The sequence below is a fragment of the Paenibacillus sp. J31R122 genome (assembly GCF_056269185.1).
Genome location: NZ_JBWDNM010000010.1, coordinates 78,864 through 96,970 on the forward strand (window position 1 = coordinate 78,864; position 18,107 = coordinate 96,970).

10 protein-coding genes and 1 pseudogene are annotated in these 18,107 nt (G+C 43.4%); 2 read left to right on the plus strand and 9 right to left on the minus strand.

Annotated elements, in window-relative coordinates; translation table 11 throughout:
- Positions 1 to 158: 158 nt before the first annotated feature.
- Positions 159 to 2,411 (minus strand): AraC family transcriptional regulator, encoded by a 2,253-nt coding sequence (locus AC0YN7_RS17390; protein WP_475811435.1) that lies wholly within the window; start codon positions 2,409 to 2,411, stop codon positions 159 to 161.
- Positions 2,412 to 2,825: 414 nt separating this feature from the next.
- Between AC0YN7_RS17390 and AC0YN7_RS17395 the strand changes: the two genes are divergently transcribed.
- Entirely contained in the window at positions 2,826 to 3,257 is a 432-nt protein-coding gene (locus AC0YN7_RS17395) for a universal stress protein (RefSeq protein ID WP_475811276.1), read from the plus strand.
- Positions 3,258 to 3,331: 74 nt separating this feature from the next.
- Here the strand turns inward: AC0YN7_RS17395 and AC0YN7_RS17400 are convergent, their stop codons facing one another.
- Positions 3,332 to 4,351, minus strand: a complete 1,020-nt coding sequence (locus tag AC0YN7_RS17400) for an SGNH/GDSL hydrolase family protein (protein WP_475811277.1) — start codon at positions 4,349 to 4,351, stop codon at positions 3,332 to 3,334.
- Positions 4,352 to 4,412: 61 nt separating this feature from the next.
- Positions 4,413 to 6,647 carry a family 78 glycoside hydrolase catalytic domain gene (locus AC0YN7_RS17405; RefSeq protein WP_475811278.1) on the minus strand — a complete coding sequence of 745 codons (2,235 nt, stop codon included), beginning with the start codon at positions 6,645 to 6,647 and terminating at the stop codon, positions 4,413 to 4,415.
- Positions 6,648 to 6,860: 213 nt separating this feature from the next.
- Between AC0YN7_RS17405 and AC0YN7_RS17410 the strand changes: the two genes are divergently transcribed.
- Positions 6,861 to 7,727, plus strand: coding sequence for a helix-turn-helix domain-containing protein (locus AC0YN7_RS17410; protein WP_475811279.1), 867 nt, complete (start codon positions 6,861 to 6,863; stop codon positions 7,725 to 7,727).
- A 13-nt stretch (positions 7,728 to 7,740) separates the two neighbouring features.
- Here AC0YN7_RS17410 and AC0YN7_RS17415 read toward each other — a convergent pair whose 3' ends face one another.
- From AC0YN7_RS17415 to AC0YN7_RS17440, 6 genes and pseudogenes are all read right to left on the minus strand, one after another.
- Positions 7,741 to 10,353, minus strand: a complete 2,613-nt coding sequence (locus AC0YN7_RS17415) for a cohesin domain-containing protein (protein WP_475811280.1) — start codon at positions 10,351 to 10,353, stop codon at positions 7,741 to 7,743.
- A gap of 540 nt (positions 10,354 to 10,893) precedes the next feature.
- Positions 10,894 to 11,996, minus strand: a pseudogene (locus tag AC0YN7_RS17420) (SGNH/GDSL hydrolase family protein).
- Positions 11,997 to 12,114: 118 nt separating this feature from the next.
- Positions 12,115 to 13,200: a dienelactone hydrolase family protein gene (locus AC0YN7_RS17425; RefSeq protein WP_475811281.1), complete on the minus strand. Its 1,086-nt coding sequence runs from the start codon at positions 13,198 to 13,200 to the stop codon at positions 12,115 to 12,117.
- A gap of 2 nt (positions 13,201 to 13,202) precedes the next feature.
- Positions 13,203 to 14,948: a hypothetical protein gene (locus AC0YN7_RS17430; RefSeq protein WP_475811282.1), complete on the minus strand. Its 1,746-nt coding sequence runs from the start codon at positions 14,946 to 14,948 to the stop codon at positions 13,203 to 13,205.
- A 29-nt stretch (positions 14,949 to 14,977) separates the two neighbouring features.
- On the minus strand, positions 14,978 to 16,081 hold the full coding sequence (locus AC0YN7_RS17435; protein ID WP_475811283.1) for an SGNH/GDSL hydrolase family protein: 1,104 nt from the start codon (positions 16,079 to 16,081) through the stop codon (positions 14,978 to 14,980).
- Positions 16,078 to 18,099 (minus strand): hypothetical protein, encoded by a 2,022-nt coding sequence (locus tag AC0YN7_RS17440; RefSeq protein WP_475811284.1) that lies wholly within the window; start codon positions 18,097 to 18,099, stop codon positions 16,078 to 16,080. Before AC0YN7_RS17440 ends, AC0YN7_RS17435 begins: the two co-directional genes overlap by 4 nt.
- Positions 18,100 to 18,107: the final 8 nt, after the last annotated feature.

Consider the following 18,107-nt stretch of genomic DNA (forward strand, 5'->3'; position numbering starts at 1 on the left):
TCGTTAACGCCGCGGCCTCTCTAACGATAGGGGATCAGACCTATAATCGTAAATATGTGGAACGTATTCTCGGTTGTCAAAACAGATTAAGCCCTTTCCAGCATGTAAAAAAGACCTCTCGCAAGCTTAATAAGCTGACGGAGGTCCACTCTCACAAGCTATTCGCTTCCATGCTCCTTCGTTTCGTAGAGCTTCCTGTAATCACCAGGTGTAACTTGAAAAGCCTGCTTAAACTTGCGTATAAAACTCGGTACATCATAATAACCAATCTGCTGCACGATGTCCTTCTGTTTCATATCCGTCGTTCGAAGCAGATGCTTCGCCTGTTCCATTCGATAGTGATTGAGAAAATCAGTGATGGTCTTGCCCGTCTGTTCCTTAAATTGACGCTTCAAATACGATGCGGAGATGGAGAAGTGATCCGCCATATTTTGAACAGAAAATTGTTGATCATGATAATTGCCTTGTATATAGTCCAGCATCTCCTGCCTCTGTCCGACTGCCTTCGATTCCGACTGTACATGAACGATATCCGCACATAAACGGTCACACATAACCTCGATGACATCTGCCAGCTCCTGAATCGTATCAAATCTCGTCAGGCTGAACACATCAGGATACTGCCCGTTCGTTGTATCGAGTGTCCCTTTTAATCGGTACATTTCTTTGACTATGCAATTAATCATGTCGTAACAGATGCACCTCACCATATGAAGCGGCATGGCACTAGACTCTATACAAGAGAGAATGCCCCTAACAACCTTCTTCAGCGACTCCGTATCCGCTTGTCGGATCAGCACCTCCATCGTTTCAATATCTTGTCTCGGATAGTTGTAGCCAAGGTTCGTCTGATCCGCAATATCGAGATAGAGGATTACTTCGTTGTAGCCCTTCAGCAGTCTGAAATCAAGCGCTGTTGAAGCCTCGATGAACGACTTCCCGAGCTGACGGATATCTTGATGGCGATTGCCGATACCCGCGGTGACATCCACCTCGTATCGTTCCCGAAAGTCACCGTGTACTTCTTTCATTACAATAGCCCAATTCTCATCCTCAGAATCTACCGCGCAAATAAAGTTGACGATTGGCCCTTCCAAACCTTCTACTCTATAGCAATCAAATTTGCTCAGCATCATGCTTTCCATTCCCTCAAGCATGTCAGATTGCTGCTGCCTAGGAAGGCCTTCCATATCCCGAATAGCAAATCGAACGACAAACAACGAGGATTTTGTAAATCGGATACCCGCTTCATTGGCTTTAATCATAAATGCTTCCGGATTCGTAACCCTGCCTGTAATTAACGTCACTAACATATGCTCATGGACAGCTAATCGACTGTCAATCAAAGCTCGTCCCATGATCTGTTTTTCCTCTGTTATTTTGTGGACAGCATGAATAACATCATTTAAATTGCGGTAGGGTTCTCCCCATTGCTTGCTCGTGAACAACAAGAAACGTCTCAGCGGGTGATAATTAAAATGCAGCATGACATAAATAAGTCCGCCGCCGATAACAAGAACCATAAAGAGCGATATTAGCGCTCTAAACTTCACCTCATCAACACGCTGCATGAATTGCTCAATAGGAAGCATCGTTACATAGGTCCAATTAAAATCTCCGGACTTCACGGTGGAAAAAGCAAACTCCTTGCCATCTAGTTTACCTACGCTCGTCCCAATAGGCAGTCGTGAAGCTTGTTTATAAAAGGCTGGATCATCCAAATAAGCAGCATCACGCAAAGAAACGATCAGTTCCCCATTTTCGTCTAAGATCATCGTATTTCCATCGCTGTTCTCCAATAGTCCTTGCAGCATGTTGCGAGCTGTATTCTCCTCAATCATAAACATGACGCCGCCATACGGTGAAACACTGTTCAATGGCAGAGGCACCAAATAAGTCATCACGCGGTCGTCCGTTAATCTGGTCGTAGAGATAGGTTCCGAATGACGTAGTACAGGACGGGTGAGCGTATTCATATCCTTCGTGAATTGCTCGAAGGTCCAGTTTCCATACCGGTAGAACGTGTCGAAAAACAATGACGTCGGGTAGCTGCTCGAGCCGGAGAAAATGTAAGGCTGATCCTTCATATATAAGAAAACATCTTTAATGAAATTATTAGCAGAAGTATAGGTAAGAAATAATCTTTTTGCTTTTACTGCATTGTACATATTTTGATTCAATTGATAGGGTGTCAGCTCTGGATTTGCGGCAATTTCAACAGACATCTTGTGCAATTCCTTTATTTCCAAGTCAAAAGAATTCTGAATCTGCTCAAGCATCCGTTGATGGTTGGATGTTACTTCATCCTGCAGAATCGTTACGTAATGCTGATAAACAAGCAGCCCAATCAGCAGCAGCGGTATGATAAGCAGTGCAAGATATGAAATTAAATATTTATAGAACATTGGCATCTTCTTCAACTTTTCTTCCCCCAATTGCCTATTCATTCTCTATGTTGACTACTTTATTAGCTTATCTATAGTAATTACGCATCTGCATTTAATTGACGGATGTGATTATGCCATTTGTCTTATGCGAATATGCGAAAAGTCTATTAAACGAACCCCCACTATACTGTAATCGCTTTCAGTCGTATATATGCGAGTTGGCTATTCAGTTTGCGAATTGGTTTATATAGTTCCCATATAGAACACAATCTCATTTATAAGCTTTTTCTCCTATAAGCGTCAAGTTAATAATTAGCAATTTTAACTTCACAAAAATTTTCTTTATTTCGATATATCTTGCTAGATCTGAGCCCTAGTGTTTAACTTTCTATCATAAAGGCTTATACTATTTATATAACAACTATGAGGAGGGTTACCATGGGATTTAATCATATTCTCGTACCTTATGACGGATCAGCACCTTCCGTTGATGCTTTGAATCAAGCAATCTGGCTAGCAAAAAGTTCATCTGATGCACGACTGACTGTTGCTCATGTCATCTCACTTCAGCCAATAGTTGCAGCAGATATGACTTTCTTCCCATCTCAAGCTTACCAAGAACAGCTGCAGGAGAACGCCAACGCAATTCTCGATCATGCTAAGGAAAAGCTTGAAGGCATCCCGAACACAAATGTTGTACTTTTAACTGGCTCTCCAGCTGCTAAAATCGTAAGCTTCGCTGAAAGTGAAGACTGCGACCTAATTGTTATCGGAAGCAGAGGCCTTAGTGCTATGAAAGAATTTATGCTAGGAAGCGTTAGCCATAACGTAGTGCAGCATGCAAAAATTCCTGTCCTTATTGTAAAATAACTATAAATACATGAAAAAAATGGTGCCGTCCACTCTATGATAGAGTGAATGGGCACCATTTTTATTTTGCTATCTTAACTTATCATATTTAAAAATGCCGTAAAGTAGATATAATGTCCATAATCATTTGGGTGGTTAATATTATTTAGAAGCAAGCTTTCCGGCGTTTTACCTGCTGCTAGCTCCTGTTTCCATAACGTTTGAACATCTGCCACACCGAGACCATATTGTTTACTTAACCGGTGGATCACATCCGAATACTCATCCATTGCACCACTAGTATGGCGCCACAACGGATTGGGTTCACAAGGTGTAACTAACACGATATCCGTATCTCCATTCGACCTGATCGCTTCGATAATATAACGAAGATTGCGCTCATAATCCTCAGGTGGAACGCCAACTCCGTGATCATACAGGTTCTGGTCATTCATCCCATACCCGATAGAAACAAGATCCGGCTGTAGAGGAACTACATCGCTATCTACTCTTGTCGCCCCGCCCTTACTCGTTTCGCCTCCTATAGCTTTATTTACGATGCGGATGCTGCTGCCTGGATATATTTCTCCAATATAGTCAGCGAAACGTCGATAATAGGCGAAGCATTCCTGGCTTGCTTCTCCCCCCGTACTGATGCTGTCGCCGTAGACGACATAGACAATTTCTTCACCTGTCTGCAGTTTTGCGGCTACTCTTGGGAGTAGTGCCGCTAGACGGCCAGCCATACTATGAGTGCTTGAATCAGCTTTAGCTTCCTCTTGCTCATAAATATATTCTGCATACACCGTATAAGCACTATTACTGTAATCACCAAATTCAGTGTGGTCGAAGTTGCTAACGCCATACATAGGATGCTGCGACCAATCCGCTATGCGGCTGCCTGCTGTTCTACGAATAGAAGCATTTATATAATCTACTGTGTAATCAGCACCTTCGACATATTCGATCAAATCTGCCTTATTCTTATCAGCATCACTGAATACTCGTACACGAGCTCCCTGCATTGGCCTTCTTCTTAAAGGAAACTCCTCATCCTTCACGAGAACAAAAGCTTCTGTTTGTTGTTTATTTTGCCAGTCATTTTCCGTAGACATAGCGTGTACAACCCCTTTTTCATAGTTAATTCATCCCAAACAAACGTTCAAGTCTATTTATTTACAAGACGAAATCATGCTCTCCTGACTCCAGCTGCATAAGAATCTCGCGTCCTTGAAGACGGACTTCCAGCTGAGCCTCTATCCCAGCAGGTATGGCTGTCTTAAGGTGAATAATGCCATCCTGACCCTTTTCCCATCTTACGAACAAATTACCCTGAGCAGTCCATACCGTCGCTTCTGCAAAGGACAGCGTATCGGGGAAATAGGGGCGTATGACAGCTTTCTTAAAGCCTGGAGCATCCGAATGAATACCCACTACATATTGCTGTAATAGCCTTGCCGGATATCCGTTCCATGCATGGGAATGGCTTTCGATATCCTCCCAGCCTTCCCACATGGTCTTCGCACCCTGAGCGATCATATAACCCCAGCCCGGATATTCCCTGCGATCCAACAAAGCAAAGGCTTCCGTCTCACGTTTATTCTCAAACAGCATTCGCAGCAGCGGCAGCGACAGCACGGTACGGCATTCCCATTCCTTTTCTGCCACATAAGCAATTGCTTTCTCGCGATCTTCTTCACGAAGCGCATTCGCAAACAAGGCAATTGCAGTAACTCCTTGATGAGTTTTGTCTGAATTGGAGCTGTCTCTAAATACCCCCCGTTCGCTATTAAACAGGTGCGTATACATGTTTTCGTTTAATGACTGGGCTTGTTCCAGATATTTGGCACGGTCCTCACCTTCGCCTAATAAATCGGCAATGTCTCCAGCAATTCGGATCGCTTGCAGCAGTTTGATTTGTTGTACGGTCAGAAAGTCTCCGTTATGCTCCACCGAAGGATACGGCCAATCGCTGATATGCCAGCCTTTATCGAGTGGAACGAGACCTGTAGCCTGATCAAGCTTGCTTATAAAGTAGTCAACCATACGACACAACGGTTTGTAGTAGGTTTTGAGCAGTTCGAAGTCACCCGAAGCATCATATAGCTTCCAAAGCAATGTCGCATAGTGCAAATCCCATTCCGGAATTTGTATATTAAAGTCTGGGTGCTCATAGGTGGACGGTGCATTAAAAGGGAATGTGCCATCCTCCAGCTGTGCATCGGCGAAATCACTTAGCGTCTTCTCAAGTACAGTGAGTGCATTGAAGTTATAGAGCAATGTCTCTGCCTGCAAATCCGTGTCCGCGGTATATTGCGCTTGTTCGCGGTGAGGACAATCTACCGTTTGCCCCAGCGTATTGTTCTTTTGCGTTCGGATGCAAGCATCGTAAAGTTCATTCAAATGCTCATCAGAGCAGCGGAAGCCTCCCGTATATTCCATAGCTGTATAGGCTAAGCATACCGTGAGCTCATCTGCAGACTCGATCGGTATAGGATACCCCGTTATTTCAACATATCGAAATGCCTTGTAAGAAAAATCAGGCTGCCATTTCTCTTCCTTATCACCTCTCATCGTATATTGGTCATAGTAGTTTTCTGATTTCTCGTTAGTAACGTTATGACCCACTCTTCCCTCAGCATCCAGATTCTCGGAATACCGGAGACGTATCGTCACACCTTCTATACCTCTTAGCTTTAGCTTAGGCCAACCAGAGATGATTCTGCCTGCATCAAATACTTGAGGAAATTCACCCTCAGCTTCGCTCCCAACAGGAAGGCTGAGCTTCGTTAACGTAATCGCCTCTTCAATTGCGCCCTCAGGAATCGTCTGCAAAACCATCGACCAATCTTCACGACCAATCTTTGATTTTTTGGCTTTTACCGTCTTCATGCTATGATTCCAGTTGGCGTAACGCCACTTCTCGTCCCAGCGTCTAGCATCATAGTCTTCTATAGCCGAAATCCTGCGGTTTTGTTGATAAGCTGTGCCTATCCGATGCGGCATATCAACCAGTGTGTCCCAGCTTGTATCGGTTTTTATGACCACTTTCTTTCCATCTATGCTGGATAGATGCAGCTCCAATCGAAAACCTGGCAGACCATCGACAACATTTTGTCCCGCGCCCCCCATATAATGTGCGTCTGCCGTGATGCAATTCAAACCCTTCATTAATCGATCGCTGACTTCATATTCCGTATAAAACTTCCTCTTCCACGGATCAGTAGGTGCAGGGGTACCATAACCACCTATTTTGTCTCCATTTAAATAGACCTGAACATAGTGATGCCCTGATACGTATAGACGAACGGAGTCCCATTTCTCATTCACATCAAACTCTTTGCGAAAATATGAAAAGTCATTCACTCGAACGCGCTGCGAGCGCCAAATCCATTCTGAGGTCCACTCCATATCAATCAGCTCCTAGTATTTTTCCAAATTATAAGACTTTATAAGTTTCACACTTATAATAGGCTTATAATTCACCGCGAAACTTTGCTTTGCCTCCAAGGACTGCGAAAGCCGTTTACGCTTGAAGCATAACATAACTATTTTTCTTGCTATAGGGAGGTATTTATGTTATTTATAGGGCAATCACATCCTAATTTGAAGGAGTCGATAGGGATGAATTCCACACCTTTCACCTTAGAAGGAAGTACCTTTTGGGATTCCAGTTTTCAAATGTATGTCAAAAGAGAACGCGAGAAATTCACATTGCCTATACATATTCATGACTTTGTGGAAATTCATTACGTTGCAGAAGGAAAAGGCTATCATTATATCGGTGAAGAGAGAATTCTTGTTATGAAGGGAGATCTCTTCATCATCCCGATCGGAACTCGACATGTCTATCGCCCTTCTTCTGAAGCGTCTAAGGATGAATTGATCGTCTATAATTGCCTATTTGCATCGGGGGTTTTGGAGCTGCTTAATAGGTCGTATCCACTACCAATAGAAATCGAAGATCTGCTAAACGGTGAAACGCGTACCTATAGCCGATACAAAGATATCTTCCACGAAGGCCGCTTGCACATGGAGGCCATGCATCGGGAATACAAAACGAAGCAGCCTGGTCATGAGGCCGCCTTGTATGCCCTTCTGACCAGACTGCTCATTTATTTGTACCGTCTAGAGTTAAATCTCGCTGCTACACTTCCCGCATATGCTCAGTTCGGTTCTGCATTTGCCTACATCGAGGAAAATTATAACCGTCCCTTGATTTTGTCTGACATCGCAAAGCTCATTCCAGCGAGTCCAAGTTACACACAGAAAATATTCAAACGCATAACCGGACAATCCTTTACCGAATTTGTGCAAAACCTAAGGATTAAGAAAAGTACAGAGCTGCTTACACAAACTTCCTTATCCATTAAGGAGATCATGGAATTGGTCGGTTATCGTGATCAGAAGTTTTTTCACGAGTTATTCCGCAAGAAGACGGGACAGACTCCACTTCAATATCGCTCCAAAACTCATGAATCGTCCTTTTAAAAATACGGATTGGTTACTCCACTATTTTCTTTGAGAGTGCGAGCATATCCTGTAGGTCGACTATCCCATCATTATTAAGATCTGCTCTTCTGGCCTGCTCCCAGTCCGGACTGCCCGCACTTTTACCAAAATGATAGGACATAATAGCCAAGTCTCCGACGGTAACTACTCCATCCTGATTCAAGTCGCCCTCATTAGCTATAAATACGTTTATGGATGAAGATGCCGCTTGACTTTCGTTACCCTGAGCATTACCAAGGACAGCGCTTGTAACCGATATCACGCCTGTGGTCGTTTGTGTAATGTTTTTTGCTTTGAAAGTCAGCTCAAGGATTTCCGCACTACCTGTCACTGCATTCCCGCTACCCTCACTAGCGATGATGAAATGAAGCTGTCCTGTTGGAGCTTTAACTGTACGGATAAGATTTACTCCTGTCTTTATGGACTTAGCTGATACAAACTCCATAACAGAAGAATCATAAGACAGCTTAATATCCTGCGCATAAATGCTTTCAGCAGCGCCGCTGAGACCGTATTTAACGGTAAACTTCTTGCCCGGCTGGGCCGAACCTCCTCCTGTTAAAGTAGTCTGAAGCGTTGAAGCAATATTAACTGTCACCGTTGCAATATTAGAATCCTTTACGCCATTATTAATTTTGAATGTAAATGTATCCGTTCCACTTGCTCCTTGACTTGGGGTATAGGTGAAAGCTCCAGTAGCTGCGTTAGTGATTACTGCAGCTCCCTTGGTGCCATTCGCCACAATACTGTAAGTCAGTGTATCTCCTGCTTGACTACTTCCAGTTAAAACCCCATTTACAGCTGTATTAGTTAGAGCAGCAACTGTAAGATCATTGGCTACTAGTTCGCTTTCTGATGCATCCAGTGCATAAAGTCTGCCCTCTCCCGGCGCAAAGCTGGCAGATAATGTACCTGTTCCAGCATTATAGGTTGTTGCAACTTCCAGTCCCGTTGTCTTAGACACTTCTTTGACAGCATCCGGAAGAGTGCTTAATGAGAAGGATTGGGTATGGGCGTTTTCCAGATCCTTATTAACGATCATAACGAATTCTCTTCCGTCTTCATTCTCAAAGCGTGATACAATCATCGGCATGACCGGTTCAGTAGTTGATGGCTGCCAGAAATAGGTCGATGGGAGAGCAGTTGCAAATGGAGGTACACCACCCGTGTGATACACATCTTTGGATGTCAGCGAAAGAAGAGTTGATCCGAGCTTCAATACTTCTCCATTCACATTTTTCGCGTAATCATACGTATCGTTCTTCGTGCCATCAGGCATTATTAATCCATTATCCATGCCCGCTGGTGTATGGTAGGTAAAGTAAACATACCCTTTTGCCCCATAAGCCAATGTTGAATAAACCTGAAATCTCAATTGACTCTCGCTTGGTTCTACCATATTAAAGTAGTCATAAGACATAGATTGAATATAAGCCCAAAGATCGGTGCCCTTTAGTAATGACTGCTTGCGGAAATATTCTAAAGATTGGTAATAAGGCTTCTCATCAAACCTTGTTGATAAATAAGGATAGGAGTCAAACGAGATCATGTCGGGATCAGTTGCTAACCAACCGTTAACATAGTTTTCATAACCGCCGTTTACGGGGTCGTTGGTGCCGCTGAAGTAATGCTGACAATCGTCACATATTCCATATAAATTTGTATACACCATATGATCCGGATCGATAGCCTTTATTTTATCTGATACCGACTTCAGCTTAGGAAAAACATCGCCAAACGGTTCATCAACCAAGTTATAACCTAGCAAAGCAGGATTATTTTTATAATGATTCACAAATGTCTCAATATATTCATCGCTTAAGTCGTTTGTAGGCGAGAATGCGTTCCAATTTCCCCCGCCGGATCTAGGGAGCGTCATTTGGAAATAAAGATCGTTCGTTAGAGCGGATCCATTCGAGTAGGCTTGTCCTCCTGCATACGTATCCGTATCGCTAGTTAAGAAGGGACCTAAATTTGTCGTGCTATCTGTAGTCAGCTCCAAATAGTAGGTCGTATTTGCTGCAACCATGGCGCCATTAATAACAAACTCAGGATAATTCGTTACGATCGGTCCTGTAAGCGTTGAGCTGCCAATGAGTGTTGTTTTATCAGGACCGTTATAAATACTCACCGTAGCGGTTTTACCTGCTGGCCATACCCCGCTTTTCTTAAATGAGAGCTTCCAGATGCCCATTTCGTCTTGTGCCGGTGTTTTAAAGGATTGTCCGATGGACTTATTATTACGGATAAACAATGCGTCACCGTCATCATTGTTTTGGGATACCCATTCCGACCGATACCAACGGATTCCCGTATCCGTAACTAAATATTTTAATTTGTTTGCCGCAGCCTTCTCCAAAGCCCAATCGGTTGTGGCAGGTGTCGTATTTAAGTTGCTAGCTACAATAAAATTGGCGTTCATCGCACGTATATCTGCAAAATTAGCATCGGTGACATCTGGTGGAGGTGGTTCAACGAAAATACCGATCGGAAACTCCCCCGACACCGTTGGCGTCGGATTCGGATTGGCGTACGCAGAGGAATTAAATAATAACCCAATCATCATCATAGACACGAGCAATCCAAGCATTGTTTTTCTTAACATTACTTTTCACCTCATCCTACATATTTGTATTCATCTCTTACCTGCCGGCACTGCCTATCAGACTCTTCCCCCTCAAATCCCTCCCCTTCTTTAATTCGACACCTTAACTGGTAAGCGGTTACAAAAAGATTATAAATCGTCTATTTATTCGTTACTATTTGCTAATTTTGCTTTTATTGACATCTGTTGCGTTCTTAAAAGGTAAAGAGTGATTTACAGAAAAATTCAATCCCATCATCTGATGGGTCCAGCTCGTGCCCACCGTCAAAGGCCTTGGTAGAAAAGCGATCACTTCTGTTCAATTGTGTAAAAAAAGCCGCCACTTTATCGATTTCTGGCTGAGCATGCTCATAAAGGAAAACTTCATCCCGTGTCATCATGCAACTCGCTAGTTTCAGAATGTGAAACTAATTTAACCTCGCCTCCAGACTGCCAGATATATTTGAAGAATTCAACCGAAGAAGAATTAAAAAAGTTCAATTCGTTCCGTTATTGCAAACAAAAAAAGAGGGTTTAGCACCCCTCTTTACTATTTCATCACTAGTTACGGATGAGTTGAGTTAATATCGGAGTCAATCCATCGGCCATCCTAAGAAAGCCCAAGTCAGTCGGGTGTACACCGTCGACCGTGCATTCGAACAAATCATGTTCGCCCAGCAGTTTATCCCCTTCCATAAAAGTGATATTCATATCTCCGTTTTCTCTGAATTGCTTAACCGTCTTCTCCGCCAGTGATTTAAGTTCCAAACGATTACGCATGGCTTCCTTGTTTATATGTTCCACGCTGTATTGTATTTTAGAAACAACTAGGATCGGTACATCAGAATGGAGCTCCCGGAATATTCGAATAAACTCAGCCAGTGTTGTCGTATATTCTTCAATCGTAACATTGGCTTCATAATCGAGAACCAATAATCCCGGATTATCAATGCTTGCCATGATATGCGCTAATTCCGGTTCTCCTTTACCATTTCCGGAAATCCAAGATTAATAAACTCATAAGGAAATCTACGACTCAGGATGTTCGTATAGCTCATTCCCGGCCTTGATGCGCAGCCTCCTTGAGTAATGGATGTTCCATACACAATAATTCTCTTGTCGCTATGATACGGTGGGGATGCGATCACTTCTGCATCTTGATCCAATCCGATCGATATTTCTTTTACCCCCTGATATAAGGGGAAATTCAATACGATATTCCGCATTTGACGATCCAATGATTCAAATAGGATGCATTCGTAGTAGCTTTGTGTATGGTCAAAATGTGTTGTTGAGAAATACACTTGCTGCCCGAACTGTCCGATATAGCAGTCAAACCCGCATTGTCCGGTAGCCGGCATATGATAAAAATTCGCCGGACCAGAGAGCTTGATACCAAGAGACAATTTGGACGAATTCGTCTGAAAATGAATTTGACCTCCCGCCGTACAATTCGCCAATTCATCCACGGCGTCGCGAATGGGAAATAGGGGAGAAACGGGCAACCTCCGATATTTCCCTTCTTCTAAAAGCCAAGCAAATCCGCTAATCCTGAATGGTGAAACACATGGCGATAGCCACTGTAGATCGGCCTCGTTATGTTCAGATAACCTCATATTAGGGTCCAATTTCAAGAAATCCACACCATCCACTGATTCAGGCATGCATTTCACCTCCTTTTCTAACTAGCGGGGTCGCAATCTTAATAATGGTCGTTCTGCTCGAATCTCCTACAAACGTTACTATTTGCTAATCTTGCTTTTATTTACATCTATTGCGTTCTTAAAAGGTAAAGAGCGATTTGCAGAAAAAATCAATTCCATCATCTGATGGGTCCAACTCGTGCCCACCGTCAAAGGCTTTGGAAGAAAACCGATCACTTATGTTTAATTGTGCATAAAGGGCCGCCACTTTATCGATTTCTGGCTGAGCATGCTCATAAAGGAAAGTTTCATCCCGTGTGCCTACTTCTAGATGCAGAAAACGAGGTGCGATAATCGCACAGATCTCCGCATCCAAAAACCTATTGCCCGCGTTAAACCAAGTAAAGTCCGGCCAATCCACTACATACCGATTATTTATGAAGCAAGAGGAATAAGCCGCTTTAATTCTAGTATCAAGAGCGGCTGTAAACATCGTATAAAACCCGCCATACGACAAACCGATCATTCCAACCTTGAAATGATCGATGTCCGGCCTTGCAATTAAATAATCGATGGCCCTCTGTATCTTATAAATTTCAACTGCAGCTATGGAACTTCCAACATGCTTTAATTGCTTATCGTACTGGTGCCGATGGAATTCAGGACCATAAGCATCTGGATTCCAAAGCAATAATTGAGGTGCAAATACGGCTATACCACGCTTCAATACTCTTCGTGTCATATCGTTATAATTGGTGTCTCCATAGAAGCCTGAGCATAGCTCAGGTGTTCCCCATCCCCCATGCTGCGAAATAACAAGAGGATGCGGTCCTTCCTTATTGGGAATGAACAAGACACCATATGTCGTTAATCCAAATCCAGCCTCTACTTCCACCCTAAAAATACTGCCAAGCTTATCCTCAGAGACGTAAATAACCTTCGCTGCCGGTGCCGATGTGGAATCAGACCGTGATCCCATTTCACTATCCATTGCCAGCGGCCATCCTAGCATACTTCTTACCTCATCCCGCATTGAAGAAGCATCCCTCTCGAATGCGGCTAAACTCGTCGTATCTAGCCGGAGGAAAGACTTTCTTTTCTCCTCCGAAGCTTGACGCCTATTTATAATCAAATCATCAAATTCTCTTTTTTGTTTCTCGCGGTAGCTATTGCCGACAGTAGGGTCTTCCGTGTACAAGCTATCATTTGGTTTGTTCATTTCCATCTTCAGCTCTCCAGACCAAAAAGCTTACCTTCTCCCGGTAGAAAGCTGACGGTTAATGTTCCGTCCGAAGGCTCATACGCTGCCGTTACTTCTTCACCCGACATTTTGTTTACCTCATTAATAGTTTGTGGCCTATGCGCAAGTGAAAACGAACAGCTGCGTTCATTTTCCAAATCCTTATTGACGACCATAACAAACTTTCTGCCGGCCTCATTCTCGAAATATGAAATGATCATAGACGATTCAGCATCAGCGCTTGAGGGCTTAAAGAAAAATGTAGAAGGCAAAGCCTGTGTTGATGGCGGTAAATCTCCAGTATGATACACAGCTAATGAGGTAAGTGACAGAAGCGTAGACCCCAAATTTAATACTTCTCCGTTTATCTTTTTGGCATATTTATAAGTATCGTTTTTCGATCCATCCGGCAAGATAAGCCCATCATGCATAATACCCTCAAGTTCCGGTCCGGCTTCCGTCGCGTAGGTAAAGTAGACATATCCCTTGACTCCGTAAGCCAAGGAAGAATACACCTGAAATCTCATTTGATTCTCATTAGGCTTTACTATAAAGAAAGTATCATAAGCCACCGATTGAATATAAACCCACAAATCCTTGTTATATAATAGACACTGTTTACGCAAAAATTCTAATGTTTGATAGTGGACCTTCTCGTCAACACCGCTCGACAAATACGGATAATAGTCATAGGAGAGCATATCTGGGTTGGTAGCTAGCCAGTCATTAATATAGTCCTCATACCCCATTGGACGACCATTCTCTAGGGCAAAATAATGAAGACCCGTATCGTTTAGTGCATAATGATTGGTGTAAATGAGTCGAGTCGGATCTTGCTCCTTTATTCGATCTGATGTCTCTTTCATCGCAGGATACAATTCAGCAAAAGGCTCATCAATTAAGTTATAGCCAAGTACAGCTGGGTGATCCTTGTAATGATTGACCAGCTTATCAATATAGTCATCCGATGGCCTGCCTGTCGGTGAAAAAGCCGATATAGTTCCACCATGTGGCGTTCTCAGTGTAATTTGAAAATAGAGATCATACGGTAGAGGCGCACCATTCACATACGCTTTCCCACCATCGTAGGCATCTATTTCACTAGTTAGAAAAGGACCGAGCTCTACCTCACTGTCCGTTGTCAGTTCCATATAATAGGTCGTGTTAGCAGCAACGGAATAATAGCTCGTATGGGCCTCAGGAGGAAACTCACTTAGTACAAACTCAGGATAATCGCTTTCGAACGGCCCTTTAAGCTCTGATTTCACAATAAGAGTATCCTTACTAGGAGAATTATAGAGGCTTAGTGTTAAAGCTGCCCCTTCCGGCCATACCCCTTGTTTCTTAAAGGAAAGGATCATAATACTCAAGTCATCAACATCAGGTGTTGTAAAAGTTTGACCGATAGAGCTGTCGTTTCGAAGATACAGCCCCTGTCCCTTATCATCATTTTGCGATAGCCATTCTGACTGAATCCAGCGGATTCCCGTGTCAGTCACTAGTATTTTCAGATCATTAGCTGCCGCTTTCTCCAATGCCCAGTCCGTAGTCGCAGGCGTAGTCAACCGATTAGTTGCTACAATAAAGTTGGCATTCATAGCCCTGATATCTGCGTAGGAAGCATCGGACGTATCGGACGGAACAGGGTTCACGAAGATACCAATCGGAAATTCCCCGGAAACCGTTAGAGATGATCTTTTTGCTTGATTACCTGTTTTTGTTTGCGTACTCAATTTTGTTCTACCTCCTCGATTACGTTCGACTATTCGAAAATAAACCCTTTAAAGTCTGCCTTTGTTGATGCGCCAGTAAAAACTTCTAGGAAATACAAGCCTATTTCTAATTCACCGATGATAGTTTCCGCACTGGTTAAACCTTTGATAACGCCATTTATTTTGACATAAGTTTCAGAGGAATTTCCTTTATAAGCCTTCAACGTAAGCCTCTGCTTTGCTCTAACAAAAACCCATGCAGACATCATAATGATGTCGTTCGAATCGGTCTTCGTGTAGTCGACGTAAACCTTAAAACGGCCCGTTGGTGCCTCTGGCATGGTCAGCCAGTCTTCGGGCACACTGTCCTTGATTTTTTGACTGGAATAATCGATTTTAGTGAAGTCATCTACGAAGATTGTTCTTGGGGACAAGTGGGAAAAGAGTACTCCCGCCTCGTAAAAATGGCCGATGTCCCCAAAGTGCAGCCGATCAGAAATAATCTGTTGTGTGCTGATAGAAGAATACAATAAGAACATTTCCGTGTATTTGTTCATGTCAATGATCTGGAGACGGCACTCTTCCGCCAGCTCCCTTTTCACTTCGTTCGCTATACACTCGATATGATCACTTGTTCTCATCGGATAGGCTTCCGTATACTCAGTCAGTACCCCAGGCTCAACGATCGCTTGGGTAGTCAACAGAAACGGTTGGATATTATTCGAGTAGCACCAGTCAATGATTTGTTTGATATACCTTTTGAATCCATCTCTGTAAGCCTTCTCGTTCGCATAGTAAAGCTGATCGTTGCGGTCATTAATACCGAATCCGATCCCAATCATTTGCACATCATGATAAGCGGATGTTTTACCGAACTGCTCTTCTAAAACGGTTACCGCCCAGCTTGCAATGGTTCCGCTAAATCCTGCGTTGTAAATGCGTAATGTCTCGTTTTTGGTAGCTTGGCGAAGCAGTTCCTCCAGTTTCTTCGAGAACGTGTTTGGCGAGGCGCTGTCTACTCCAATGGTATTACCAACCCAATTTGTCGTATTCGCACCGTCGACCGTACTATCTCCGAAGAATGCAATCGGAAACTTGCTGCCCTGCAGCCAAGCCGTCCATGCATCATTGAACGTAAATATTTTTTGCATCATAAGTCAACTTCCACTAACACCATTCCTCTTCCCGGCACATATAAACGAAATTTCGAACCATCTGGAAATACCGGTATGCCCGGGAAATCAGTCAACACGTTCACCTTCGCAATGGGATGACCTACATCGATATATGCCGATTTATAGTTCAGATGCAAATTTTGAATCAGAATGCGCCATTTGCTCGGGTTAATTTCCATCGTTGTAGTCCGAATATGTTGTTCATTTCTAACAACTAAAGGCGCATCAGAGCAGCTTATCAGTGCTTGAACACACCCGCTTAAGAAGTCATCTGACACAGGACTAAAATAAAGAGGGTCTACCCATGACTTCGGATCAATCAAATGGGTTAAATCATCAGATTCATTGTGAAAGGAATTGCTATCCTTCGTCATTACGATTGTGTTAATAACTGTCCCATTAGTCTCACGCGCGATACAGAATAGCTGACCTGGAGCTGCACTCACATTTAAGCCGATACTTGCAAAAATCTGTGCTATTCGCTCCGTCATATTGCCAATTAGAGTGGATGAACCACTACGATAGGCAAGAACCTGCTGTAATTCCATATCCGGCAACAAATGTAGACTAGTTATACAAATCGCGCCGCTTGTTTGCTCCAAATCCTTCACATTCACCATCGTGTGCAGCGGAGCGCCTCGGTCTATTAATTCCTTCAAAAACTTATAAGCGGGCCAGTTCCTGGTTGCAGGATAGTCTTCTAAAGAATGGTTCAGTGCTTCATCCGACCATACAAAGCTGGATCCGATTATCCGTTCAGGCTGCCCTTCATAACCCAGATTCCACCTTCTTAATAACCATTCCCAATCACTCTCGCTGATTCCATCACCAAGACAAGCTACAAACCCTGAAGTACAGCGCTTTACCCCTTGTTGATCCTTCAAAAATATATTCGAAAAGGAGTATATATCCCGCTCCAAGAGTGTCGGCACATGGCTAATTGCATCCCACTGCTCGTTCGTATCCTGTATTGCATTCAAACAAATCATTTTCATATCCGGCACATAAGCTTTGATTGTCATGATCATGGACATAAATTCTGTACCCGGTTCGTACTCGATCTCTCCTGCACCAGCAGAACAGGAGGCAGCTACGGATTCTATTACAAATGCATCAACACCAGATGCTGCGAGCAGCTTGTAATCCACGCCATAACGATGTAAAGCTTCGAACGGATCTCTGGTCCAGACCGAATTAAGAACGGCTTTTTTCCCTTCCTTGCGTAGTGCCGGCATAATCTTCTGCCAAAGTTCTCCCCAGCGATGTGCATAGAAGTTAATCCATTCCATTCGCTTATGGATCCATATCCAATTGCCTCGTTTCTCCATTTCTAACGGTTCGCCGTCACAAGTAAGCTTAAGGTTCTCTGCCAATTCCACCCCGCTGAATCTTGTAAACTGCTCTACCATATCGTCGGAGTAATCTGCCTCGGCAATCGTAAGACGAGGACTCGTGTAACCGTCCGCTCCGTGATACCCATCAAAGTTATAATCACGCATAACGGTCATCAAGTCAGTAATAAATAGATCCTCATAGTAGGTGCCGTCTTTTAAACGCTTCAGCGGGTTAATGACAGGGAACGCTTCACCCGTCTTCCTCATTTCATAAAGCTCAGGGTGCGAGGAACACCATTCACTCGCTGCTTCCTTTCCATTATCATGATATAGAAACAAGTTGAAAAAGCTGCAGTACATATCAATCCCATGCTTTTGCAGCTCTGCAACCAATCCGCGAAGCTGATAGTTCGTCCATTCCTGCCTGTTGTGATGCTTGCCATAAGGACGTGCCGCATAGGAGCATATTTCAATGGGCAACATATGCTCTTTCTCCATCCCTTTATGTGCATGAACAAAATCAGGGGTGAACAAAAGCAATGAAATGCCATCCGGTTTAAACTTAGCGTTTTTCAAATACGCGCTTACGCCGTAATCACTTTCTCTATTATCAAAACCAATTAATTCAATCCAGATCCATCTGTCATAATTTACAGCATTCATCCTTTTCT